17 protein-coding genes are annotated in these 18825 nt (G+C 64.8%); 11 read left to right on the top strand and 6 right to left on the bottom strand.

Annotation, left to right across the window (positions count from 1 at the left end; all coding sequences use genetic code 11):
* Window positions 1-208 precede the first annotated feature (208 nt).
* The 7 genes from rfbB (at window position 209) to AC1RL5_RS18310 (ending at window position 7400) form a co-directional block, all read left to right on the top strand.
* Window positions 209-1291 carry a dTDP-glucose 4,6-dehydratase gene (rfbB, locus tag AC1RL5_RS18340; protein WP_072452130.1) on the top strand — a complete coding sequence of 361 codons (1083 nt, stop codon included), beginning with the start codon at window positions 209-211 and terminating at the stop codon, window positions 1289-1291.
* The gene (rfbA, locus tag AC1RL5_RS18335) at window positions 1288-2163 is read left to right on the top strand and encodes a glucose-1-phosphate thymidylyltransferase RfbA (RefSeq protein ID WP_072452131.1); all 876 of its coding nucleotides are present in this window, start codon (window positions 1288-1290) and stop codon (window positions 2161-2163) included. The genes rfbB and rfbA overlap by 4 nt, the downstream gene beginning before the upstream one ends.
* On the top strand, window positions 2160-2705 hold the full coding sequence (rfbC, locus tag AC1RL5_RS18330) for a dTDP-4-dehydrorhamnose 3,5-epimerase (protein WP_072443790.1): 546 nt from the start codon (window positions 2160-2162) through the stop codon (window positions 2703-2705). The genes rfbA and rfbC overlap by 4 nt, the downstream gene beginning before the upstream one ends.
* Entirely contained in the window at window positions 2702-3583 is an 882-nt protein-coding gene (gene rfbD, locus AC1RL5_RS18325) for a dTDP-4-dehydrorhamnose reductase (protein WP_015633783.1), read from the top strand. The genes rfbC and rfbD overlap by 4 nt, the downstream gene beginning before the upstream one ends.
* A 34-nt stretch (window positions 3584-3617) precedes the next feature.
* Window positions 3618-5426: a sensor histidine kinase gene (locus AC1RL5_RS18320; protein WP_011058679.1), complete on the top strand. Its 1809-nt coding sequence runs from the start codon at window positions 3618-3620 to the stop codon at window positions 5424-5426.
* Window positions 5427-5500: 74 nt separating this feature from the next.
* Window positions 5501-6907: a sigma-54-dependent transcriptional regulator gene (locus AC1RL5_RS18315; protein WP_041115218.1), complete on the top strand. Its 1407-nt coding sequence runs from the start codon at window positions 5501-5503 to the stop codon at window positions 6905-6907.
* 37 nt (window positions 6908-6944) lie between these two features.
* Window positions 6945-7400 carry a YiiD C-terminal domain-containing protein gene (locus tag AC1RL5_RS18310; protein ID WP_011058677.1) on the top strand — a complete coding sequence of 152 codons (456 nt, stop codon included), beginning with the start codon at window positions 6945-6947 and terminating at the stop codon, window positions 7398-7400.
* Window positions 7401-7541: 141 nt separating this feature from the next.
* On the opposite strand, the gene cysQ is transcribed toward AC1RL5_RS18310, so the two are convergent.
* Together cysQ and nudE are read right to left on the bottom strand one after the other, a co-directional pair.
* The gene (gene cysQ, locus AC1RL5_RS18305) at window positions 7542-8369 is read right to left on the bottom strand and encodes a 3'(2'),5'-bisphosphate nucleotidase CysQ (RefSeq protein ID WP_011058676.1); all 828 of its coding nucleotides are present in this window, start codon (window positions 8367-8369) and stop codon (window positions 7542-7544) included.
* A gap of 11 nt (window positions 8370-8380) precedes the next feature.
* Window positions 8381-8947, bottom strand: coding sequence for an ADP compounds hydrolase NudE (gene nudE / locus AC1RL5_RS18300; protein ID WP_011058675.1), 567 nt, complete (start codon window positions 8945-8947; stop codon window positions 8381-8383).
* 224 nt (window positions 8948-9171) lie between these two features.
* Here nudE and yrfG point away from each other — a divergent pair, with 224 nt between their 5' ends.
* A complete protein-coding gene (gene yrfG, locus AC1RL5_RS18295; RefSeq protein ID WP_015633779.1) occupies window positions 9172-9834 on the top strand; it encodes a GMP/IMP nucleotidase in 663 nt (220 codons plus the stop codon).
* 68 nt (window positions 9835-9902) lie between these two features.
* On the opposite strand, the gene lysM is transcribed toward yrfG, so the two are convergent.
* Window positions 9903-10343 carry a peptidoglycan-binding protein LysM gene (gene lysM / locus AC1RL5_RS18290; protein ID WP_011058673.1) on the bottom strand — a complete coding sequence of 147 codons (441 nt, stop codon included), beginning with the start codon at window positions 10341-10343 and terminating at the stop codon, window positions 9903-9905.
* A 136-nt stretch (window positions 10344-10479) separates the two neighbouring features.
* Between lysM and AC1RL5_RS18285 the strand changes: the two genes are divergently transcribed.
* The 3 genes from AC1RL5_RS18285 (at window position 10480) to AC1RL5_RS18275 (ending at window position 14770) form a co-directional block, all read left to right on the top strand.
* Window positions 10480-11367: a LysR family transcriptional regulator gene (locus tag AC1RL5_RS18285; protein ID WP_072452133.1), complete on the top strand. Its 888-nt coding sequence runs from the start codon at window positions 10480-10482 to the stop codon at window positions 11365-11367.
* A gap of 281 nt (window positions 11368-11648) precedes the next feature.
* Window positions 11649-13997 carry an FdhF/YdeP family oxidoreductase gene (locus AC1RL5_RS18280; protein ID WP_072452134.1) on the top strand — a complete coding sequence of 783 codons (2349 nt, stop codon included), beginning with the start codon at window positions 11649-11651 and terminating at the stop codon, window positions 13995-13997.
* 299 nt (window positions 13998-14296) lie between these two features.
* On the top strand, window positions 14297-14770 hold the full coding sequence (locus AC1RL5_RS18275; RefSeq protein ID WP_011058670.1) for a glycine zipper domain-containing protein: 474 nt from the start codon (window positions 14297-14299) through the stop codon (window positions 14768-14770).
* A gap of 188 nt (window positions 14771-14958) precedes the next feature.
* On the opposite strand, the gene AC1RL5_RS18270 is transcribed toward AC1RL5_RS18275, so the two are convergent.
* The 3 genes from AC1RL5_RS18270 to AC1RL5_RS18260 form a co-directional block, all read right to left on the bottom strand.
* Window positions 14959-15393, bottom strand: coding sequence for an acyl-CoA thioesterase (locus tag AC1RL5_RS18270; protein ID WP_072452135.1), 435 nt, complete (start codon window positions 15391-15393; stop codon window positions 14959-14961).
* Between the two features lie 67 nt (window positions 15394-15460).
* Window positions 15461-16687, bottom strand: a complete 1227-nt coding sequence (locus tag AC1RL5_RS18265) for a 3-hydroxyacyl-CoA dehydrogenase (protein WP_492589490.1) — start codon at window positions 16685-16687, stop codon at window positions 15461-15463.
* A gap of 104 nt (window positions 16688-16791) precedes the next feature.
* Window positions 16792-18726 carry a RecQ family ATP-dependent DNA helicase gene (locus tag AC1RL5_RS18260; RefSeq protein ID WP_492589489.1) on the bottom strand — a complete coding sequence of 645 codons (1935 nt, stop codon included), beginning with the start codon at window positions 18724-18726 and terminating at the stop codon, window positions 16792-16794.
* Window positions 18727-18825 lie beyond the last annotated feature (99 nt).

The following is an 18825-nucleotide window of genomic DNA, read 5'->3' as shown; positions in this document are numbered from 1 at the left end:
AGGGCGCTTATATCGCCACTGCCTAGAGCGATACGCAACCCCTCGGGCCATCGCGAGGGTGCAAAGCCACGTCCGTCGCGGGGGCTGGGGGCGCCAGCTGGGACAAATTCGACTGGTGGTGCCTATTGCGCCTCGGGGGCTGTACCGACAAGCTATGCTGCATTCGCTCAGGTTATTGATCGTTTTCTAAGGATACAGGCCCCCCAACATGCGCATTCTCGTTACCGGCGGAGCCGGTTTTATCGGCTCGGCCCTGGTCCGCCATCTGCTTCAGCACACGGAACACGAAGTGCTGAACCTGGACAAACTGACCTACGCAGGCAACCTGGAATCGCTGCACAGCATCGCCAGCAACAGCCGCTATGAGTTCGTCAAGGCCGATATCGTCGACCAGGCCACCGTCAGCGCCGTGCTGGCGCGCTTCCAGCCACACGCGATCATGCACCTGGCTGCCGAGTCCCATGTCGACCGCTCCATCGACGGGCCGTCCGACTTCATCCAGACCAATATCGTCGGCACCTACAGCCTGCTGGAAGCGACCCGCGCCTACTGGCACACATTGCCCGAGGCGGAAAAAGCCGCTTTCCGTTTCCACCATATTTCCACCGATGAAGTCTATGGCGACCTGCATGGCGTCGATGACCTGTTCACCGAAACCACGCCCTACGCCCCCAGTTCGCCCTACTCCGCCAGCAAGGCCGCATCCGACCACCTGGTCCGTGCCTGGCAGCGTACCTATGGGCTGCCGGTGCTGATCACCAACTGCTCCAACAACTACGGCCCGTTCCACTTCCCCGAAAAGCTGATTCCGCTGGTGATCCTCAACGCCCTGGCAGGCAAGCCGCTGCCGGTGTACGGCAACGGCCTGCAGGTGCGCGACTGGCTGTATGTCGAGGATCACGCCCGGGCCCTGTTCAAGGTGATGACCGAAGGCGCGGTCGGCGAGACCTACAACATCGGCGGCCACAACGAACAGAAAAACATCGACGTGGTACGCGGCATCTGCAGCCTGCTGGAAGAGCTGGCCCCGCAGAAACCCCAGGGTGTGGCTCACTACGCCGACCTCATCACCTTCGTCCAGGACCGCCCCGGCCACGACCTGCGCTACGCCATCGACGCCGGCAAGATCGAGCGCGAGCTGGGCTGGGTTCCGGAAGAAACCTTCACCAGTGGCCTGCGCAAGACCGTGCAGTGGTACCTGGAAAACCTCGAGTGGTGCCGCCGGGTACAAGACGGCAGCTACCAGGGCGAACGCCTGGGTTCCACCGACATCAAGGATCTGATTGCATGATCAAAGGCATTGTTCTGGCGGGCGGCTCCGGCACCCGTCTGCACCCCATCACCCTCGGTGTGTCCAAGCAACTGCTGCCAATCTACGACAAGCCGATGATCTACTACCCGATCTCGGTACTGATGCTGGCCGGCATCCAGGACATCCTGATCATCTCCACCCCCCAGGACCTGCCGCAATACCGCAACCTGCTGGGTGACGGCAGCCAGTTCGGCGTGCGTTTTTGCTATGCCGAACAGCCTTCGCCGGATGGCCTGGCCCAGGCCTTCCTGATTGGCGAGGAGTTCATCGGCAATGACCCGGTGTGCCTGATCCTGGGCGACAACATCTTCCACGGCCAGTACTTCGGCGAACAGCTGCGCGACGCCGCCAAGCGCACCAGCGGCGCCACGGTGTTCGGCTACTGGGTCAAGGACCCGGAGCGTTTCGGGGTCATCGACTTCGACAGCGAGGGCCGTGCCCTGTCCATCGAAGAAAAGCCCAAGAAGCCGAAGTCCAGCTACGCGGTCACCGGCCTGTACTTCTACGACAACGACGTGGTGCAGATCGCCAAGGCGGTCAAGCCTTCGCCCCGAGGCGAACTGGAGATCACCGACGTCAACAACGCCTACCTCAAGCGTGGCGACCTGCACGTGGAGCGTTTTGGCCGGGGCTTTGCCTGGCTCGACACCGGCACCCACGACAGCCTGCTGGAGGCCTCGCAGTACGTGCAGACCATCGAGCATCGCCAGGGCCTGAAAGTCGCCTGCCTGGAAGAGATCGCCTATGAGAACCGCTGGATCAGCCGCGAGCACCTGCTGGAGCGCGCCGCTTATTTCGGCAAGACCGGCTATGGCCAGTACCTGTTCACTCTGGCGGGGGAAGCGCAATGAAGGTCATCCCCACCGACCTGCCCGGCGTACTGATCATCGAGCCCAAGGTCTTTGGCGACGAGCGTGGCTTCTTCTACGAAAGCTTCAATGCCAAGGCCTTTGCCGAGGCCACCGGCATCGACGCGCAATTCGTCCAGGACAACCATTCCCGCTCGCAGAAAGGCGTGCTGCGTGGCCTGCACTATCAGTTGCAGAACACCCAGGGGAAGCTGGTGCGAGTGACCCAGGGCGAGGTGCTCGACATTGCGGTGGATATCCGCCGCAGCTCCCCCCACTTCGGCCAATGGGTAGCGGTACGGCTTTGCGCACAGAATCATCGCCAGCTCTGGGTGCCCGAAGGGTTTGCCCATGGTTTCGTGGTGCTCAGTGATTTCGCCGAGTTCCTCTACAAGACCACGGACTACTACACCCCGTCCGCCGAGCGCTGCATCCGCTGGGACGACCCGACCCTGGCCATCGACTGGGAGCTCGACGAGCCCCCGCAACTGTCCGCCAAGGATCAGGCCGGCGCCCTTCTGACCGAGGCTGATCTGTTCCCATGAACGCTCCTCTGAAAATCCTTATCAGCGGCCAGCACGGCCAGGTCTCCCGGGAGCTGCAGCAGCGCCTCGGCGACCTGGGCGAGCTGGTGGTCCTGGGTCGTGAGCAACTGGACCTGAGCCACCCGGAGCAGATCCGCCAGCAAGTGCGCGCCATTCGCCCGGACCTGATCATCAATGCCGCCGCCCACACCGCCGTCGACCAGGCCCAGAGTGAGCCGGAGCTGGCTTTTGCGATCAACGCCACAGCCCCCGGGATCTTCGCCCAGGAAGCCTTCGAGCTGGGTGTGCCGCTGATTCACTACTCCACCGACTACGTGTTCGATGGCAGCAAGGAAACGCCCTATGTTGAGGACGACGAGCCCAACCCGCTGAGTGTCTACGGCGAGAGCAAGCTGGCTGGCGAACGGGCGATCCGGCTGGTCCAGGGCCAGCATTTGATCCTGCGCACCAGTTGGGTCTATTCCAGCCATGGCAAGAACTTCCTGCTGACCATGCAGCGCCTGCTGCAGGAAAAACCCGAGCTGCGGGTGGTGGCCGACCAGATCGGCGCGCCCACCTGGGCCGGCACCATCGCCACCAGCACCCGGGCGCTGATCGAGCGCTGGCGAGCCGGGCAGCCCGGCGCCTGGGGCACCTACCACCTCACCGCCCACGGCGAGACTTCCTGGTTCGGCTTTGCCCAGGCCATCGGCGAGCAGTTGCTGGCCATGGACAAACCCTGCGCCGTCCTTGAAGCCATCCCTTCCAGCGCTTACCCGACACCGGCGCCGCGGCCGTTGAACTCACGCCTGGACTGCAGCCGCCTGGCACGGGAGTGGGGCGTGGTCCAGCCGGACTGGCACACCGCATTGCGCGAGTGTCTTGCCGAGCAGGGCTAGGCATAATGCGCCTGTATCCACAGGCGCCTTTTCCATGACCCCACCCCTTCCCCGTCGCCCTCGCTGGCGCAGCCTGGCCTTGCTGGCACTGTGCCTGGCGCCGTTGCTGTGGCCGCTGGAGCATCTGGCGGAGCGCTACTACCGCAACGAGCTGACCAGCCAGAACCGCCAGACCCTCGACCTGTACGTGGCCAACCTGCTGGGCACTCTGCACCGCTACGAAGTGCTGCCGCAGATCCTCGGCGACCTGCCGGCACTGCGCGCGGTACTCGGCGCCCCGGACGATGGCGTGACCCAGGGCAACGCCAACCGCCTGCTGAAGAACATCAGTGCCCAGACCGGCGCCGAGGTGATGTACCTGATGGACACCAGCGGCAAGACCCTGGCGGCCTCCAACTGGGACAAGCACGACAGCTTCGTCGGCCGCAATTTCGCCTTCCGCCCCTATTTCAGTGAGGCCATGGCCGGGCGCCTGGGGCGCTTCTTCGGCCTGGGCACCACCTCGGCCAAGCGCGGTTACTTCTTTGCTGCCGCGGTGCGCGATGGCGAGCGGATCCTTGGCGTGCTGGTGGTCAAGGTCGACCTGGACCACACCGAAAGCCTGTGGGGCAAGACCCCGGAACAGTTGCTGATGACCGACCACAATGGCGTGGTGATCCTCACCTCGCGCCCGGAATGGCGCTTTCGCGCGACCCGGCCGCTGAGCGACGAGGAACGCCAGGCGATCGTCGCCATCCAGCCCTATCCGACTCGCGACCCAAGGCCGCTGAACCTCAACCCCAATGCCTGGCTGACCCAGACCCAGCAGATCGACGAAACCCGCTGGGCCGTGAGCATCCTCGCACCGCGCACTCTGATCGACCGGCCGGTGCGCACGGTAGTGGCCGTGGGCGCCGCCGCGCTGCTGGTGCTGATGCTATTGCTCGGCCTGATGATGCAGCGCCGCCGCCACTACCTGGAGCGGATCGCCTTCGAAGCCAAGGCGCGGCGCGAGCTGGAGATGCGTGTGGCCGAGCGCACCAGCGACCTGGAAAGCCTCAACCGGCGCCTGAAGCAGGAAGTGCTGGAGCGCGAAACCGCCCAGCAGGAACTGGTGCGGGCCCAGGACAACCTGGTCCAGGCCGGCAAGCTCTCGGCTCTGGGCACCATGTCCGCGAGCATCAGCCACGAACTCAACCAGCCCCTGGCGGCCATCCGCAGTTACGCGGAAAACGCCGAAGTGCTGCTGGACCACCAACGCACCGATGACGCCCGGGGCAACCTCAAGCTGATCAGCGAACTGACCGGGCGCATGGCCTCGATCATCGCCCACTTGCGGGCCTTCGCCCGGCGCGATCACCACGCCCCGGAAAGCGTGGCCCTGCAACCGGCCCTGGACGATGCCCTGGCTCTGCTGGCCAAGCGCCGCCGGGCCATGGAAGTGGAGCTGATCCGCGACCTGCCGGCCGCCACCCTGTGGGTCGAAGCCGGGGAAACCCGCCTGCGCCAGGTGCTTGGCAATCTGCTGGCCAACGCCCTGGATGCCCTGACCGAAAAAGGCCCCCCGCGCAAACTCTGGCTGAGTGCCGAATCCACCGCCACCGGCGTCAACCTGTACATTCGCGACAACGGTCCGGGCTTCTGCATGGAAGCGCTGGGTCGCGCCGGAGAGCCGTTCTACACCACCAAGACCCGTACTCAGGGCCTGGGCCTGGGGCTGGCCATCTGCGACACCCTGATGCGTGCCTTCGGTGGTGAACTGTCATTCGCCAACCACCGCGAAGGCGGGGCCCTGATCACCCTGCGCCTGCGGGCCGGGGCCCCCGGGGTCAGCCTGCAGCCTTCCGAGGACCGCGGGGTATGAAGCAGAGCGGCAACCCGATATCAACCCTGTCCGGCCCGGCGCTCCCGGCCCCGACACGATCTGGAAAGTGAGCGATGAGCCATCCCGAGAGCCTCGATCCTCAGTTGCAAGTGGTGCTGATCGACGACGATCCCCACCTGCGCCAGGCCCTGAGCCAGACCCTGGACCTGGCGGGGCTCAAGGTGCTGTCCCTGGCCGAAGCCCAGGGCCTGGCGCCGCGCCTGGAGCGGGATTGGCCGGGGGTGGTGGTCAGCGACATCCGCATGCCCGGCATGGACGGCCTGGAGCTGCTCAACCAGCTGCATGCCCAGGACCCGGAACTGCCGGTGCTGCTGATCACCGGCCACGGCGACGTGCCCCTGGCCGTGCAGGCCATGCGTGCCGGCGCCTATGACTTTCTGGAAAAGCCCTTCGCCAGCGATGCCCTGCTGGACAGTGTGCGCCGCGCCCTGGACTGGCGGCGCCTGGTGCTGGACAACCGCAGCCTGCGCCTGGCCCTCAGCGACCGTCAGGAACTCAGTGCACGGCTGGTAGGTCAGTCGGCGCCGATGCTACGCCTGCGCCAGCAGATCGGCGCCCTGGCGGCGACCCGGGCCGATGTGCTGATCCTCGGCGAGACCGGCGCCGGCAAGGAAGTGGTGGCCCGTGCCCTGCACGATCTCTCCGGACGGCGCAACGGGCCGTTCGTGGCGATCAACGCCGGGGCCCTGGCGGAGTCGGTGGTGGAAAGCGAGCTGTTCGGCCACGAGCCGGGGGCCTTCACCGGCGCGCAGAAACGCCGCATCGGCAAGTTCGAATTTGCCAACGGCGGCACCCTGTTCCTCGATGAGATCGAAAGCATGAGCCTGGATGTCCAGGTCAAGCTGCTGCGCCTGCTGCAGGAGCGGGTGGTGGAACGCCTGGGGGGCAATCAATTGATCCCGCTGGATATCCGCATCATCGCCGCTACCAAGGAAGACCTGCGCCAGGCCGCGGACCAGGGACGCTTTCGCGCCGACCTCTACTACCGCCTGAACGTCGCGCCGCTACGCATTCCGCCGCTACGCGAGCGTGGCGAAGACGTGCTGATGCTGTTCCAGCACTTCGCCGACGAAGCCAGCACCCGCCACGGCCTGCCCCCCCAGGAACTGCAACCCGGACACCGTGCCTTGCTGCTGCGCCACAGCTGGCCGGGCAACGTGCGCGAGCTGCAAAACGCCGCCGAACGCTTCGCCCTGGGCCTGGAACTGGCCCTGGACAACAACGAGCCGGGTACTCCCGCGGCTGCGGCCCCGAGCCTGATCGAAGGTGGCTTGAGCGAGCAGGTGGAGCATTTCGAAAAGACCCTGATCGCCGCTGAAATGGCCCAGCCCCACAGCTCCATGCGCAGCCTCGCCGAAGCCCTGGGGATTCCGCGCAAGACCCTGCACGACAAGCTGCGCAAGCACGGTTTGAACTTCGCCGACGGCGGCGCCAACCAGCCCGGCGACGAATCGGAATGAAGCGTTCCGTTATTCCCTTGACCCCTGAGGCCCCGGCATGAATCGCGACAGTCGATACCTGGAATCCATCCTCCACCACGACATCCCCCTGACACGGGACATGGGTCTGCAGGTGCTCGACTGGCAGGGGCAAGAGTTGCGCCTGCACTTGCCCCTGGAGGCCAACGTCAACCACAAGAGCACCATGTTCGGCGGCAGCCTGTACTGCGGTGCGGTGCTCGCCGGCTGGGGCTGGCTGCACCTGCGGCTCAAGGAACAGGGCATCGATGACGGGCATATCGTCATCCAGGAAGGCCAGATCAGTTACCCGCTGCCGGTGACCGGCGACGCCGTGGCGATCTGCGCCGCACCGGATGACAAGGTCTGGAACAAATTCCTCGCCATGTATCAGCGCTACGGCCGTGCCCGGCTGACCTTGCACACCCGGGTCGTCAATGCCGGCAGCGCAGAAGACGCCGTGCGTTTTACCGGCCAGTACGTCCTGCACCGCTAACCCGTTTGCGACCCGGCTCAAATCTGTAGGAGCTGGCTTGCCAGCGAAGAGGCCGGAAATGCTTGCACAGGGCCCAAGGGCCCCTTCGCCGGCAAGCCGGCTCCTGCACAAGGGTGGCAGAGGCAAGTCGCCGCGAGGTGATCAGGAGCGAGCCAGTTCCAGCAACTTGGCGCGCCAGGGCGCCTTGGCCGGCAGGGCCAGGAAGAAGCCGTTGAGCAACGACTCCCGAGGTGGATAGCAGAACGGCGCACCGCTGAGATCCAGCACCTCGCCGCCCGCGCCTTCGAGCACGCCCTGGGCCGCCGCGGTGTCCCACTGCGAGGTGGGCGCCAGGCGCGGATAGCAGTCCGCCGCGCCTTCGGCCAGCAGGCAGAACTTCAGCGAACTGCCGATATTGGCCAGTTGCAATTCACCCAGGGCGGCGCTCAAACCACTGAGCAGACGTTCCTGCTCCGGGCTCGAATGCCGGCGGCTGGCCACCACGGTAAACGCCTCGCCGGCCCCCGGTTGCTCACGCACCTGGATCGCCTGCGGTGCCTGCCCGCGATCCACGCGCCAGGCCCCAAGGCCTGCGCCTCCCAGGTAGCAGCGGCCACTGGTGGGCATCGACACCACGCCGAACACCACCCGCCCCTGCTCGATCAGGGCGATATTGACGGTGAATTCTTCACTGCCGGAAATGAATTCCTTGGTGCCGTCCAGCGGGTCCACCAGCCACCAGCGCTGCCAACTGGCGCGGGTGGCCTGGGGAATGTCCGCATCCTCTTCGGACAGCACCGGGATGCTCGGGTCCAGGGCCGTGAGGCCGGCCACGATCAGGTGATGGGCGGCCAGGTCGGCGGCGGTCACCGGCGACTCGTCGGCCTTGTGATTGACCGCCACATCGGCGCGCCAGAACGGCAGGATCGCTTCACCGGCACGCAGGGCCAGCTCGGCAACCGGCGCCAGCAAGGGATGGGGAAAATTCATTGACGTCTCGCTCATGCTTGAAAGACCCCGCGCTGGCTCAGCAGGTCGCGGGTCAGGTACAGCGCAGCCAGAGCCCGGCCTTCGCTGAACTGAGGGTTCTGCGCCAGGCTCGCCAGTTCGCGCAGGTTGACCTTGTCGACCCGCATCGGCTCCGGCTCGTCGCCTTCCAGGCGCTCTTCATACAGATCGGTGGCCAGCACTACCTGGATCTTCTGGCTCATGTAGCCCGGGGACAGCGACAGCTCGGTCAGGTGCTCCAGTTGCCGCGCGCCAAACCCGGCCTCTTCCTTGAGCTCGCGCTCGGCCGCTGCCAGCACATCCTCCCCCGGCTCGATCAGGCCCTTGGGCAACGACAGCTCGTAGGCGTCGGTGCCGCCGCAGTATTCCTCCACCAACACTGCATGCTCGGCGTCGAGCATTGCCACGATCATCACCGCGCCATAGCCGGCGCCCTTGCCCACCAGGCGCTCATAGGTACGTTCGACGCCATTGGAAAACCGCAACTGCACCTCTTCGACACAGAACAGACGACTGGTGGCGACGATCTCGCGGGCGAGTACGGTGGGTTTCTGGCGCATAGCGGGCTCCTTGGCGATAGCGGGTTACTATACAGCCTGTTTTAAAGTGACTGGGTTGCAGATTGCCGGTGCACGGCACCACGGCGGAACCTATTGTTTACTGCGTGTGACCGCCCTCTTCGAGGCGGCTCCTTTCTATCCGTTCTAGTGACCGGGCCTCCCTGCCCCACTGGCCTTGTCGACCCCGCCGGTCGGCTGTTTTCTTACCACTGGAGAAGTGTTCGATGGCCCTACTGCCCTGGCACCAGATCGATACCGTCCTGCTGGACATGGACGGAACCTTGCTGGACCTGCACTACGACAACCATTTCTGGATGGAACACCTGCCCCAGCGCTACGCCGAGCTGCACGGGGTCAGCCGGGCCATGGCCGAGCTGGAACTGCAGCCCCTGTTCGAACGCAACGCCGGCCAGTTGCAGTGGTATTGCCTGGACTTCTGGAGCGCCGAACTGCAACTGCCGGTGCGCGAGTTGAAGCTGGAAACCGCGCACCTGATCGCCCTGCGTCCGGACGCAGACACCTTTCTTGCAGCCATCAAGCAAGCCGGCAAGCGGGTGATCCTGATCACCAACGCCCATCGCGACTCCCTGTCATTGAAGCTGGAACGGATCGAACTGGCGCCATACTTCGAACGCCTGATCAGTTCACACGACTACGGTTTCCCCAAGGAAAGCCCACAGTTCTGGGACGCCTTGCAGGCCGATATCCGGTTCGACCCGGCCCGCAGCCTGTTCATCGACGACACCCTGCCCATCCTGCGCAGTGCGCGGGACTTTGGTGTGGCGCAGTTGCTGGCGGTGAGCCAGCCGGACAGCCGCAGAGGGCCGAAAGACACCGCGGAGTTCGCGGCGGTGGGGGATTACCGGGCGTTGATCGAAGGCTTGTGAAGCCCTTCGCGGGCAAGCTCGCTCCTACAGAACCCCGTGGGAGCGGGCTTGCCCGCGAAGAGAACCGATCATTCGGGAATACGCAGCACCTGGCCCGGGTAGATCTTGTCCGGGTGGGACAGCAGCGGCTTGTTGGCCTCGAAGATCTTGTTGTACTTGTTGGCATCGCCGTACTGCACCTTGGCGATGGCGCTCAGGGTGTCGCCTTTCTTCACGGTGACGAATACCGCAGAAACCACCGCCGGACCGGTCACGGTGATCTGGTCCTCGACACTGCCGACGCCGGAAATGTTGCCCAGGGCCAGCAGGATCTTCTCCTTCTCTTCCTGGCTCGCCACTTCACCGCTGACAATCACCTTGTCACCTTCCACCGTGGCATGAACATTGGGATTGCCCAGGCCAACCTTTTCGATGTGCTCCTTGAGTTGCTCACTGGCATTGGCGTTACCCGGGGTCAACAGGTCGATCAGTTTCTCACCGGCTTCCTTCACAAAGCTGAAAATGCTCATGTCGCACACTCCTTGGTTGATAGATCCAGACGCGAAAGACTAGACCAGCCTGGCCGGATGAGGTTCCCGGGCGACCAGTGACCCAAGGTCACAGGCCCGCGGTAGAATCCCGGCCTTTTGCCGCTCCGGAGCGAAGATGGACCTCAAGCAGCTGAAATTCCTCATCGCCCTCGACGAAACCCGGCATTTCGGCCAAGCCGCCGCGCGCTGCCACATCACCCAGCCGACCCTCTCCATGCGCCTGCGCAGCCTGGAAGAAGAGCTCGACTTGCCGCTGGTCAAGCGCGGCCAGCGTTTCGAAGGCTTCACCGCACCCGGCGAGCGGGTGCTGGCGTGGGCCCGCACCGTGCTCACCGCCCATGACGGGCTACTGGCCGAGGCCGCCGCCTGCCGCGGCAACCTGGTGGGCACCCTGCGCGTAGGGGTGGTGCCGCTGTCGAGTTTCAATCCCCAGCCACTGCTGCAGCGCCTGCATGCCGAGCACCCGAACCTGCGCTTCGAACTCTCGTCCCTGAGCTCGGAACAGATCCTCGAACAGTTGGCCAGCAATCGCCTGGACCTCGGGGTTTCCTACCTGGAGCGCCTGGACAGCGAGAATTTCGACTCCCTGCCCCTGGAACCGACCCACATGGGCCTGCTCTACGACCACCGGCACTTCAGCTTCGGCGAGCAGCCCCTGAGCTGGGAGGCGCTGATCGAACTGCCCCTGGGCCTGCTCACCAGCGGCATGCACTTTCGCCAGTCCATCGACCACAACTTCCACATCCGCGGCCTGCAACCGCAACCGGTGCTGCAGACCGACGCCGTCCATCAGCTGGTGCAGATGGTCCATGGCGGCCTGTGCTGCGCCGTGATGCCTCTGGACAGCGGCCTGGAAACCCTCACCGAGCACCTGCGCCTGCAACCCATCTCCGATGCCCAGACCCTGGCCCGCCTGGGCCTGATCATGCGCCGCAGCGCGCCGCGCTCGGCCCTGGCGCAAGCCTGCTTCGCCCTCTACCAGCAATCCTTCGGCGATTCTTGATCGACGCCATCTATCAATAGATCAGTACTAGCAATTAGACGCGACAGATTGCCGCGCTTAGTCTTGGGAGCCGTTACGCCGCTGGTCACCCCGGCGCGGCGCCAGCCCCGGCGAAACGGGCACCCGCACTCGCTGCCAGCCAGCCCCACAGCATCCCTCGAACGCCAGTACGCGAAGGCATTTGCCCGGCCAGACGTTGGCCGCGCGAGCAGCGTCTCAACCTTGTCCACCTGCCGCCGAGCGTGCGCTGCGGGTCAGCAGCCTGCGATGGAGAGTCGCCCGTGAGTACACATAACCAAGCCGATCAGAAACCCGTAGCCCGCTACAAGCCCTACAAGGGACCCGCCGGTGGCTGGGGCGCCCTGATCAGCGTGGCCCAGGCCTGGCTGACCAGCGACAACGCGCTGAAGAACATCCGCATGATGCTCAAGACCAACCAGAACGGCGGCTTCGACTGCCCGGGCTGCGCCTGGGGCGACTCGCCGGAAAGCGGCATGGTCAAGTTCTGCGAGAACGGCGCCAAGGCGGTCAACTGGGAAGCCACCAAGCGTCGGGTGGACGCGGCGTTCTTCGCCAAGCACAGCGTCACTTCGCTGCTGGAGCAGAGCGACTACTGGCTGGAATACCAGGGCCGGCTGACCGAGCCGATGAGCTACAACGCCGAGACCGACCGCTACCAGCCCATCAGTTGGGAAAATGCCTTCAGCCTGATCGCCAGGCACCTGCACAACCTGCCCAGCCCGGACATGGCCGAGTTCTACACCTCGGGCCGGGCCAGCAACGAAGCGGCCTACCTGTACCAACTGTTCGTGCGCGCCTATGGCACCAACAACTTCCCCGACTGCTCGAACATGTGCCACGAGGCCAGCGGCGTGGCCCTGGCGCAGAGCGTCGGGGTCGGCAAAGGCACGGTGACCTTCGACGACTTCGAACACGCGGACGCCATCTTCGTCTGGGGCCAGAACCCCGGCACCAACCACCCACGCATGCTCGAACCGCTGCGTGAAGCAGTGAAGCGTGGCGCCCAGGTGGTGTGCATCAACCCGCTCAAGGAGCGCGGCCTGGAACGCTTCCAGCACCCGCAAAGCCCGATCGAGATGCTCACCAACGGCAACCGCCCGACCAATACCGCCTACTTCCGCCCGGCCCTGGGCGGCGACATGGCGCTGCTGCGGGGCATGGCCAAGTTCCTCCTGCAGTGGGAGCGCGATGCGCAGAAAGCCGGCGCGGCGTCGGTGTTCGACCACGACTTCCTCAACGCCCACACCGCCAACGTGCTCGACTACCTGGGCACCATCGACGACACCCCGTGGGAGCAGATCGTCGAGCAGTCCGGCCTGGCCCTGGTGGAGATCGAGCAAGCGGCGCGCATGTATGCCAAGGGCAAGAACGTCATCATGTGCTGGGCCATGGGCATCACCCAGCACCGCCACTCGGTGCCGACCATCCAGGAAATCGCCAACCTGATGCTGCTACGCGGCAACATCGGCAAGCCCGGCGCCGGGCTGTGCCCGGTGCGTGGCCACAGCAACGTGCAGGGCGACCGCACCATGGGCATCAACGAACGCCCGCCAGTGGCCTTCCTCGACTCCCTGGAGCGGCGCTTCCAGTTCAAGGTCCCCCGGGACAACGGCCACAACGTGGTCGAGGCGATCCACGCCATGCTCGAAGGCCGCTCCAAGGTATTCATCGGCCTGGGGGGCAACTTCGCCCAGGCTACCCCGGACAGCCCGCGCACCTTCCAGGCCCTGAGCAACTGCGACCTCACCGTGCAGATCAGCACCAAGCTCAACCGCAGCCACCTGGCCCACGGCAAGGACGCACTGATCCTGCCGTGCCTGGGACGTACCGATATCGACCAGCAGGCGGGCGGCCCGCAAGCGGTGACCGTGGAAGACTCCTTCAGCATGGTCCACGCCTCCAACGGCCAGTTGCAGCCGCTGTCGTCGCAGATGCGCTCCGAGCCGTGGATCCTCGCCGGTATCGCCGCTGCAACCCTGGGCAGCCGGCCGGTGGACTGGAACTGGCTGGCGGCCGACTACGGACGCATCCGCGACCTGATCGCCGACACCATTCCCGGCTTCAAGGACTTCAACGAACGGCTCAAGCATCCTGGCGGTTTCTACCTGGGCAACAGTGCCGGCGCCCGCCAGTGGAACACCCCGTCGGGGCGCGCCAACTTCCGCGCCAACTCGTTGCCCAAGGACCTGATCCACGAGCGCACCCGGGCCACCGGCCAACTGCCGGACCTGATCCTGCAATCGATGCGTTCCCACGACCAGTACAACACCACCATCTATGGGCTGGACGACCGCTACCGCGGGGTCAAGGGCCAGCGCGACGTATTGTTCGCCAACGAGGCGGACATCATCCGCCTGGGCTTCAAGCCGGGGCAAAAGGCCGATATCGTCTCGCTCTGGGACGACGGCCGCGAGCGCCGGGTCAAGGGCTTCACCCTGCTGGCCTTCGATATTCCGGCCGGCCAGGCCGCGGCCTACTACCCGGAAGTGAACCCCCTGGTGCCGCTGGAAAGCACCGGCGACGGCAGTCACACCCCGACTTCCAAGTTCATCGCCATTCGCCTGGAAGCGGCCAGCGACAGCGGCCTGATCATGGCTCGCTCGGCCTGACTCCTGGCATGAGGGTCTCTTCGCTGGCAAGCCAGCCCCTACGGTTAGCGCGTGAACCGTAGGAGCCGGCCTGCCGGCGACAGCCGCTGCGCAGCCTTGAACCGCAGGCACAAAAAAGGCCGCTTTTGTATCAAAGCGGCCGTTCCGAAGTAGTTAAAGACCTGCAAAAATCACTTAAGTTCCGCATTAAAAACAATAAGTTACGAGATTGTGTACAATTCGTGCTATTCGTCGGATTTCGTTTGTAAGCCCCTCGATACAGCCTCAGGATCGCGCCGTCATCCCTTTGAGGCTCCTCTATGAAGTTCTCCTCGATTCTCTTGTTGTCCCTTGGCCTGGTCAGCGGCGTCGCCTCTGCCGGTGGCACCACTGAAGCAGGTGTGGGCGGCGCATTGGGCGGGGTTCTAGGCTCGGTGGTCGGTCAGCAGATCGGCGGCAATACCGGTTCCGCCATCGGTGCGGCCCTGGGCGGCGCCGGCGGTAGCGCAGTGGGTGCGGACAAACGCAGCCGTGGCCAGGCAGCCATTGGCGGCGCCCTGGGCGCAGCCGGCGGCAACGTGGTGGGCCGCAGCATGGGCGGTAACACCGGCAGCCTGATCGGCGCAGCGGCAGGCGGTGGCGCCGGCGGCGCGCTGGGCAACTACATGGGCAATGAAAGTGCCCGGGAAGATCGCGACTACCGGGGCCGCGACGACCGCCGCTACTACCGCGACGGCCACCGTGGCCGTGGCCATGCCTACGGGCATCGCAAGCACCGCCACTACCGCGACTGATCCCCTGTAGCCGCTGCCGCAGGCTGCGAACGAGGCCGCAGGACTCGCCAGAGCAGGCGCTGCGGTGTGTCAGGCGGCTCGTGGAGACAGGTTAGCGTCTCCTGCGCAGCCGATCGCAGCCTACGGCAGCGGCTACAGATTCCAGATTCCAGATTCCAGATTCCAGATTCCAGATCGACTATCGACGTTCACGCCACCAGCAGCTGTTCCAGCGCCGCCCGCAATGCGGGCGGAATCGGCACCGGCTGGTTCGATGCCCGATCCACGAACACATGGACAAAACGCCCCGCCGCACAGGCATCCGCCTCTCCCGCCTTGAACACCGCTAGCTCGTACTGCACTGAACTGTTGCCCAGCTTGCCGACCCGCAAACCGATCTCGATGCGTTCGGGAAAGGCGATGGATGCAAAGTAATCGCAGGCCGAGCTGACCACGAACCCCACCACCTCGCCGTCATGGATATCCAGCCCACCCCGTTCGATCAGGTAGGTGTTCACCGCCGTGTCGAAGAAGCTGTAGTAGGTGACATTGTTCACGTGGCCGTAGACATCGTTGTCATGCCAGCGGGTGATGATCGGCTGGAAATGGCGATAGTCGCCGCGTTGCAGCATAGGCTCGGACATCAGGGCTCTCTCCCATCGATTGAAGGCCGGGCGATCGGTTGATCGCCCGGCATTTCACCCCAGGCAGCTAAGCCTGGGCAAACCCTTTTCCGGCCGCGGCCAGTTCCTCGATCAACTGCGCCGGGCGCCAATGCGCCCCGTGTTCGGCTTGCAGGTGCAGCAAACGCTGGCGGATCTGCTCCAGCCCCTGGGCATCCGCCCAGCTCATCGGCCCACCCTGCTCCTTGGGAAAACCGTAGCCATTGAGATAGACCCGGTCGATGTCGGCGGCCGACTGGGCGATGCCCTCCTGGAGAATCTTCGCCCCTTCGTTGACCAGCGCCAGCAGGCAGCGCTCGAGGATCTCCTCGGGGCCGATGTCCCGGCGCCGGTAACCCAGCTCCTCGCTGACCTGCAGCACCAGCGCATCCACCTGCAGGTCATGCTCGGCCTGGCGGCTGCCGGGTTCGTAGTGGTAGTAGCCGTCGCCACTCTTCTGGCCGAAACGACCCGACTCGCACAACCGGTTGTCGATCTGCACCTCGGGCACATCCTGGCCCACACCGTCCAGTTGCCGGGCGCGCCAGCCCAGGTCGATGCCCACCACGTCATACATGCGGAACGGGCCCATGGCGAAACCGAACCCCTGCAAGGCGCCATCCACCTGATAGGGAAACGCCCCTTCCAGCAGCATCTTGCGCGCCTCGAGCACGTAGGTGTTGAGCATGCGATTGCCGATGAAGCCGAAGCAGTTGCCCGCCACGACACTGACCTTGCCCATGCGCTGCCCCAGGGCCAGGGCAGCGTCGAGCACCGCAGGAGCGGTATTGGCCGCGCGCACCACCTCCAGCAGTTTCATGATGTGGGCCGGGCTGAAGAAATGCAGGCCCAGCACCTGTGGCGCCCGCTGGGTGACTGCGGCAATCGCGTCGATATCCAGGGCCGAGGTGTTGCTGGCAAGGATCGCCTCGGGCTTGAGGGTCGCGTCCAGCTGGCGAAAGATCTGCTGCTTGAGTTCGAGGTTTTCGTAGACCGCCTCGATCACCAGGTCCACGTCGGCGAGCTGTGGATAATCCGCCGCCGGCTTGATCCGCGCCACCCGCGCATCGGCCTCGGCCTGATCGATACGCCCCTGGCGCACGTTGTGGGCATAGGTGTCCGCCACCGCCGCCAGGGCCTGCTGGAGCATCTGCGGGTTGTTGTCCAGCCACAGTACCGGCAGGCCGGCATTGGCCAGGCACATGACAATGCCACGGCCCATGGTGCCGGCACCGATCACGGCGGCGCGCTGAATATCGAAAGCTGTCTGGCTCATGTTGGCTCTCTTGTGGGCGATCCAAAGACAGTCCCCACCATAGTCAGGCCCTCATCATTTTTGAAATTTATTCCTGTGATGAGCAGCATTCAGCAGATGGATTTTCAGCCTGGCAAATGGGCCTCGCACCACGCCCGCACCGCGGCATAAGGGTAATCTTCCAGTGCCGCGAACCCGGGGATGCTCCGAGCCTTGAGCCGGGTGAACAACGGCACGCTGATACCACAGAGAAAACGGGTCAGGCGTTCCGCCCCGGGTACATCGCCGGTGTGCTGCTGGTGCCTGTGGATAAAGTGGCCACACAGCCCGTCGAAACTCTTATACACAAGCGCGGGCAGAACCGGCGGCTCCGGCAGCCGCGCCACCTGGCCATGGCACACCGAACAATGCCCGCAACGCTGGGGTGCCTGCCGGTCGCCGAAATACTCCGCCAGGCGGTAACCCAGGCACTGCTCGGTGGCGAACAGGTCGAGCATGGCGTGGATCCGCGCAATTTCACTGCCCTCGTGGCGGGTGAAATAACCGTGCAGGTCGGCACTCAGTGCCGCCAGGTCAAAGTCCGTCTGCAACAGGCTGTAGACCTCGGTCATCTGCTTGCTTTCCAGCTCTACCCAGCCTTTTTCCTGGAAGTAGTCCAGGGCCTTGACCACCCGGTTGCGCGGCGCCTGGTACTGCTCGTAGAGCGCGTCGAAATTCACCGTGGCCCAGGTCCTGGCGCGGCTTGAAGTGTTGATCACGGCCTCGACGAAGTCCCTCCGCTCGCCTTCGAAACGCGCCAGCAGGGCCTCGGTTTCCAGCAGCAGTTTGAAGCGGTATTCCGCGAAATAGGCATAGCGCGGCGCGATCAGGCCCCGCAGTTCCAACTGCACCAGCAAGGTCTTGAGTGGCAGCTGGCGAATGTTGCTCTGGTCCGCCAGGGGGCCGAGCAGGAACTCCCATTGCCCGTCCGCCGCCGATGCCTGCAACTCCTCCAGCACACAACGGATGCCACTCAATTCCGGGGTGTCGCCGTAGACGAAGTTTTCCAGCACATTGAGGCTGTCGCGGTTGGCCAGCACCAGGCAATCCGAAGGCTGGCCGTCGCGCCCGGCACGACCGATTTCCTGGCTGTAGTTCTCGATGGACTTGGGCAGATCGAAGTGCACCACGTTGCGGATGTCGCTCTTGTCGATGCCCATGCCGAAGGCGATGGTGGCGACGATGCAGTGGCTGCGGCCCTCCATGAAACGACGCTGGATCGACTCGCGCTGCTCGTGGGGCAGGCCGGCGTGGTAGGCCTCGGCGGCGATGCCTTGCTGGCTCAGGTGCTCGGCGATCTGCTCGGCGGTTTTCTGCAGGGTCACGTAGACAATGCTCGGCTGCCCGGCCCGGTCGCTCATCCACTGCACCAGCCGCCCACACTTGTCGGCGCCCGGTACCGGCTCCACCAGCAGGTTGAGGTTGGGCCGGTAGAAACCGGTGGTTACTACGTCCTGCTGCGCGATGGCGAACTTGGCCTGCATGTCGGCGATCACTTTGGGGGTCGCCGTGGCCGTCAGTAGCAGGGCCTGGGGGATGTTGAACTGGCGCTGGTAGTCCGGCAGTTTCAGGTAGTCGGGGCGGAAGTTGTGGCCCCACTCGGAAATGCAGTGCGCCTCGTCCACCACCAGCAGGGAAATCGGCACCTGCTGCAGAAAATTGCGAAAGCGTTCATTCTTCAGCCGCTCCACCGAGATCATCAGGATCTTCAGCTCCCCGGAACGAGCCCGGGCCATGACCTCATTGGCTTCATCCCGGCCCTGGGCCGAGTCGATGCTGGCAGCGGCAATGCCGTGGCGCTGGAGGAAGGCCAACTGGTCCTGCATCAGCGCCAGCAGTGGCGAGACCACCAGGGTCAGGTGCGGCAGCAGCAGGGCCGGCAACTGGTAGCACAGGGACTTGCCCGAGCCGGTGGGAAAGATCGCTGCCGCCGAGCGCCCGGCGAGCACCGCGCTGACCGCGGCCTCCTGGCCCGGACGAAACTGTGGATAACCGAAGACCTGTTCCAGGGTGCTGTGCATAAGGGTCACTCCTTGGACCGCTGACCTGTCTTGAAGACTAGCGGGGCAGGTCGGCGGGGCCAGAAAAGGTCGAAGGAAAAGCGCTACCGGATGATACCG

This window comes from Pseudomonas sp. GW822-FHT06D10, from assembly GCF_058799535.1.
Note: the sequence above shows the minus strand (reverse complement) of the source record. Positions and strands in the feature narration are given on the sequence as shown.

What these genes read in the sequence shown, in the direction of transcription:
- AC1RL5_RS18285 (WP_072452133.1), top strand. Translation starts at nt 10,480, where the DNA reads ATGGACCTCAAGCAGCTGAAATTCCTCATCGCCCTCGACGAAACCCGG.
- AC1RL5_RS18320 (WP_011058679.1), top strand. Translation starts at nt 3,618, where the DNA reads ATGACCCCACCCCTTCCCCGTCGCCCTCGCTGGCGCAGCCTGGCCTTG.
- rfbB (WP_072452130.1), top strand. Translation starts at nt 209, where the DNA reads ATGCGCATTCTCGTTACCGGCGGAGCCGGTTTTATCGGCTCGGCCCTG.
- nudE (WP_011058675.1), bottom strand. Translation starts at nt 8,947, where the DNA reads ATGCGCCAGAAACCCACCGTACTCGCCCGCGAGATCGTCGCCACCAGT.
- lysM (WP_011058673.1), bottom strand. Translation starts at nt 10,343, where the DNA reads ATGAGCATTTTCAGCTTTGTGAAGGAAGCCGGTGAGAAACTGATCGAC.
- rfbC (WP_072443790.1), top strand. Translation starts at nt 2,160, where the DNA reads ATGAAGGTCATCCCCACCGACCTGCCCGGCGTACTGATCATCGAGCCC.
- AC1RL5_RS18310 (WP_011058677.1), top strand. Translation starts at nt 6,945, where the DNA reads ATGAATCGCGACAGTCGATACCTGGAATCCATCCTCCACCACGACATC.
- yrfG (WP_015633779.1), top strand. Translation starts at nt 9,172, where the DNA reads ATGGCCCTACTGCCCTGGCACCAGATCGATACCGTCCTGCTGGACATG.
- AC1RL5_RS18260 (WP_492589489.1), bottom strand. Translation starts at nt 18,726, where the DNA reads ATGCACAGCACCCTGGAACAGGTCTTCGGTTATCCACAGTTTCGTCCG.
- rfbA (WP_072452131.1), top strand. Translation starts at nt 1,288, where the DNA reads ATGATCAAAGGCATTGTTCTGGCGGGCGGCTCCGGCACCCGTCTGCAC.
- AC1RL5_RS18315 (WP_041115218.1), top strand. Translation starts at nt 5,501, where the DNA reads ATGAGCCATCCCGAGAGCCTCGATCCTCAGTTGCAAGTGGTGCTGATC.
- AC1RL5_RS18275 (WP_011058670.1), top strand. Translation starts at nt 14,297, where the DNA reads ATGAAGTTCTCCTCGATTCTCTTGTTGTCCCTTGGCCTGGTCAGCGGC.
- AC1RL5_RS18270 (WP_072452135.1), bottom strand. Translation starts at nt 15,393, where the DNA reads ATGTCCGAGCCTATGCTGCAACGCGGCGACTATCGCCATTTCCAGCCG.
- cysQ (WP_011058676.1), bottom strand. Translation starts at nt 8,369, where the DNA reads ATGAATTTTCCCCATCCCTTGCTGGCGCCGGTTGCCGAGCTGGCCCTG.
- rfbD (WP_015633783.1), top strand. Translation starts at nt 2,702, where the DNA reads ATGAACGCTCCTCTGAAAATCCTTATCAGCGGCCAGCACGGCCAGGTC.
- AC1RL5_RS18265 (WP_492589490.1), bottom strand. Translation starts at nt 16,687, where the DNA reads ATGAGCCAGACAGCTTTCGATATTCAGCGCGCCGCCGTGATCGGTGCC.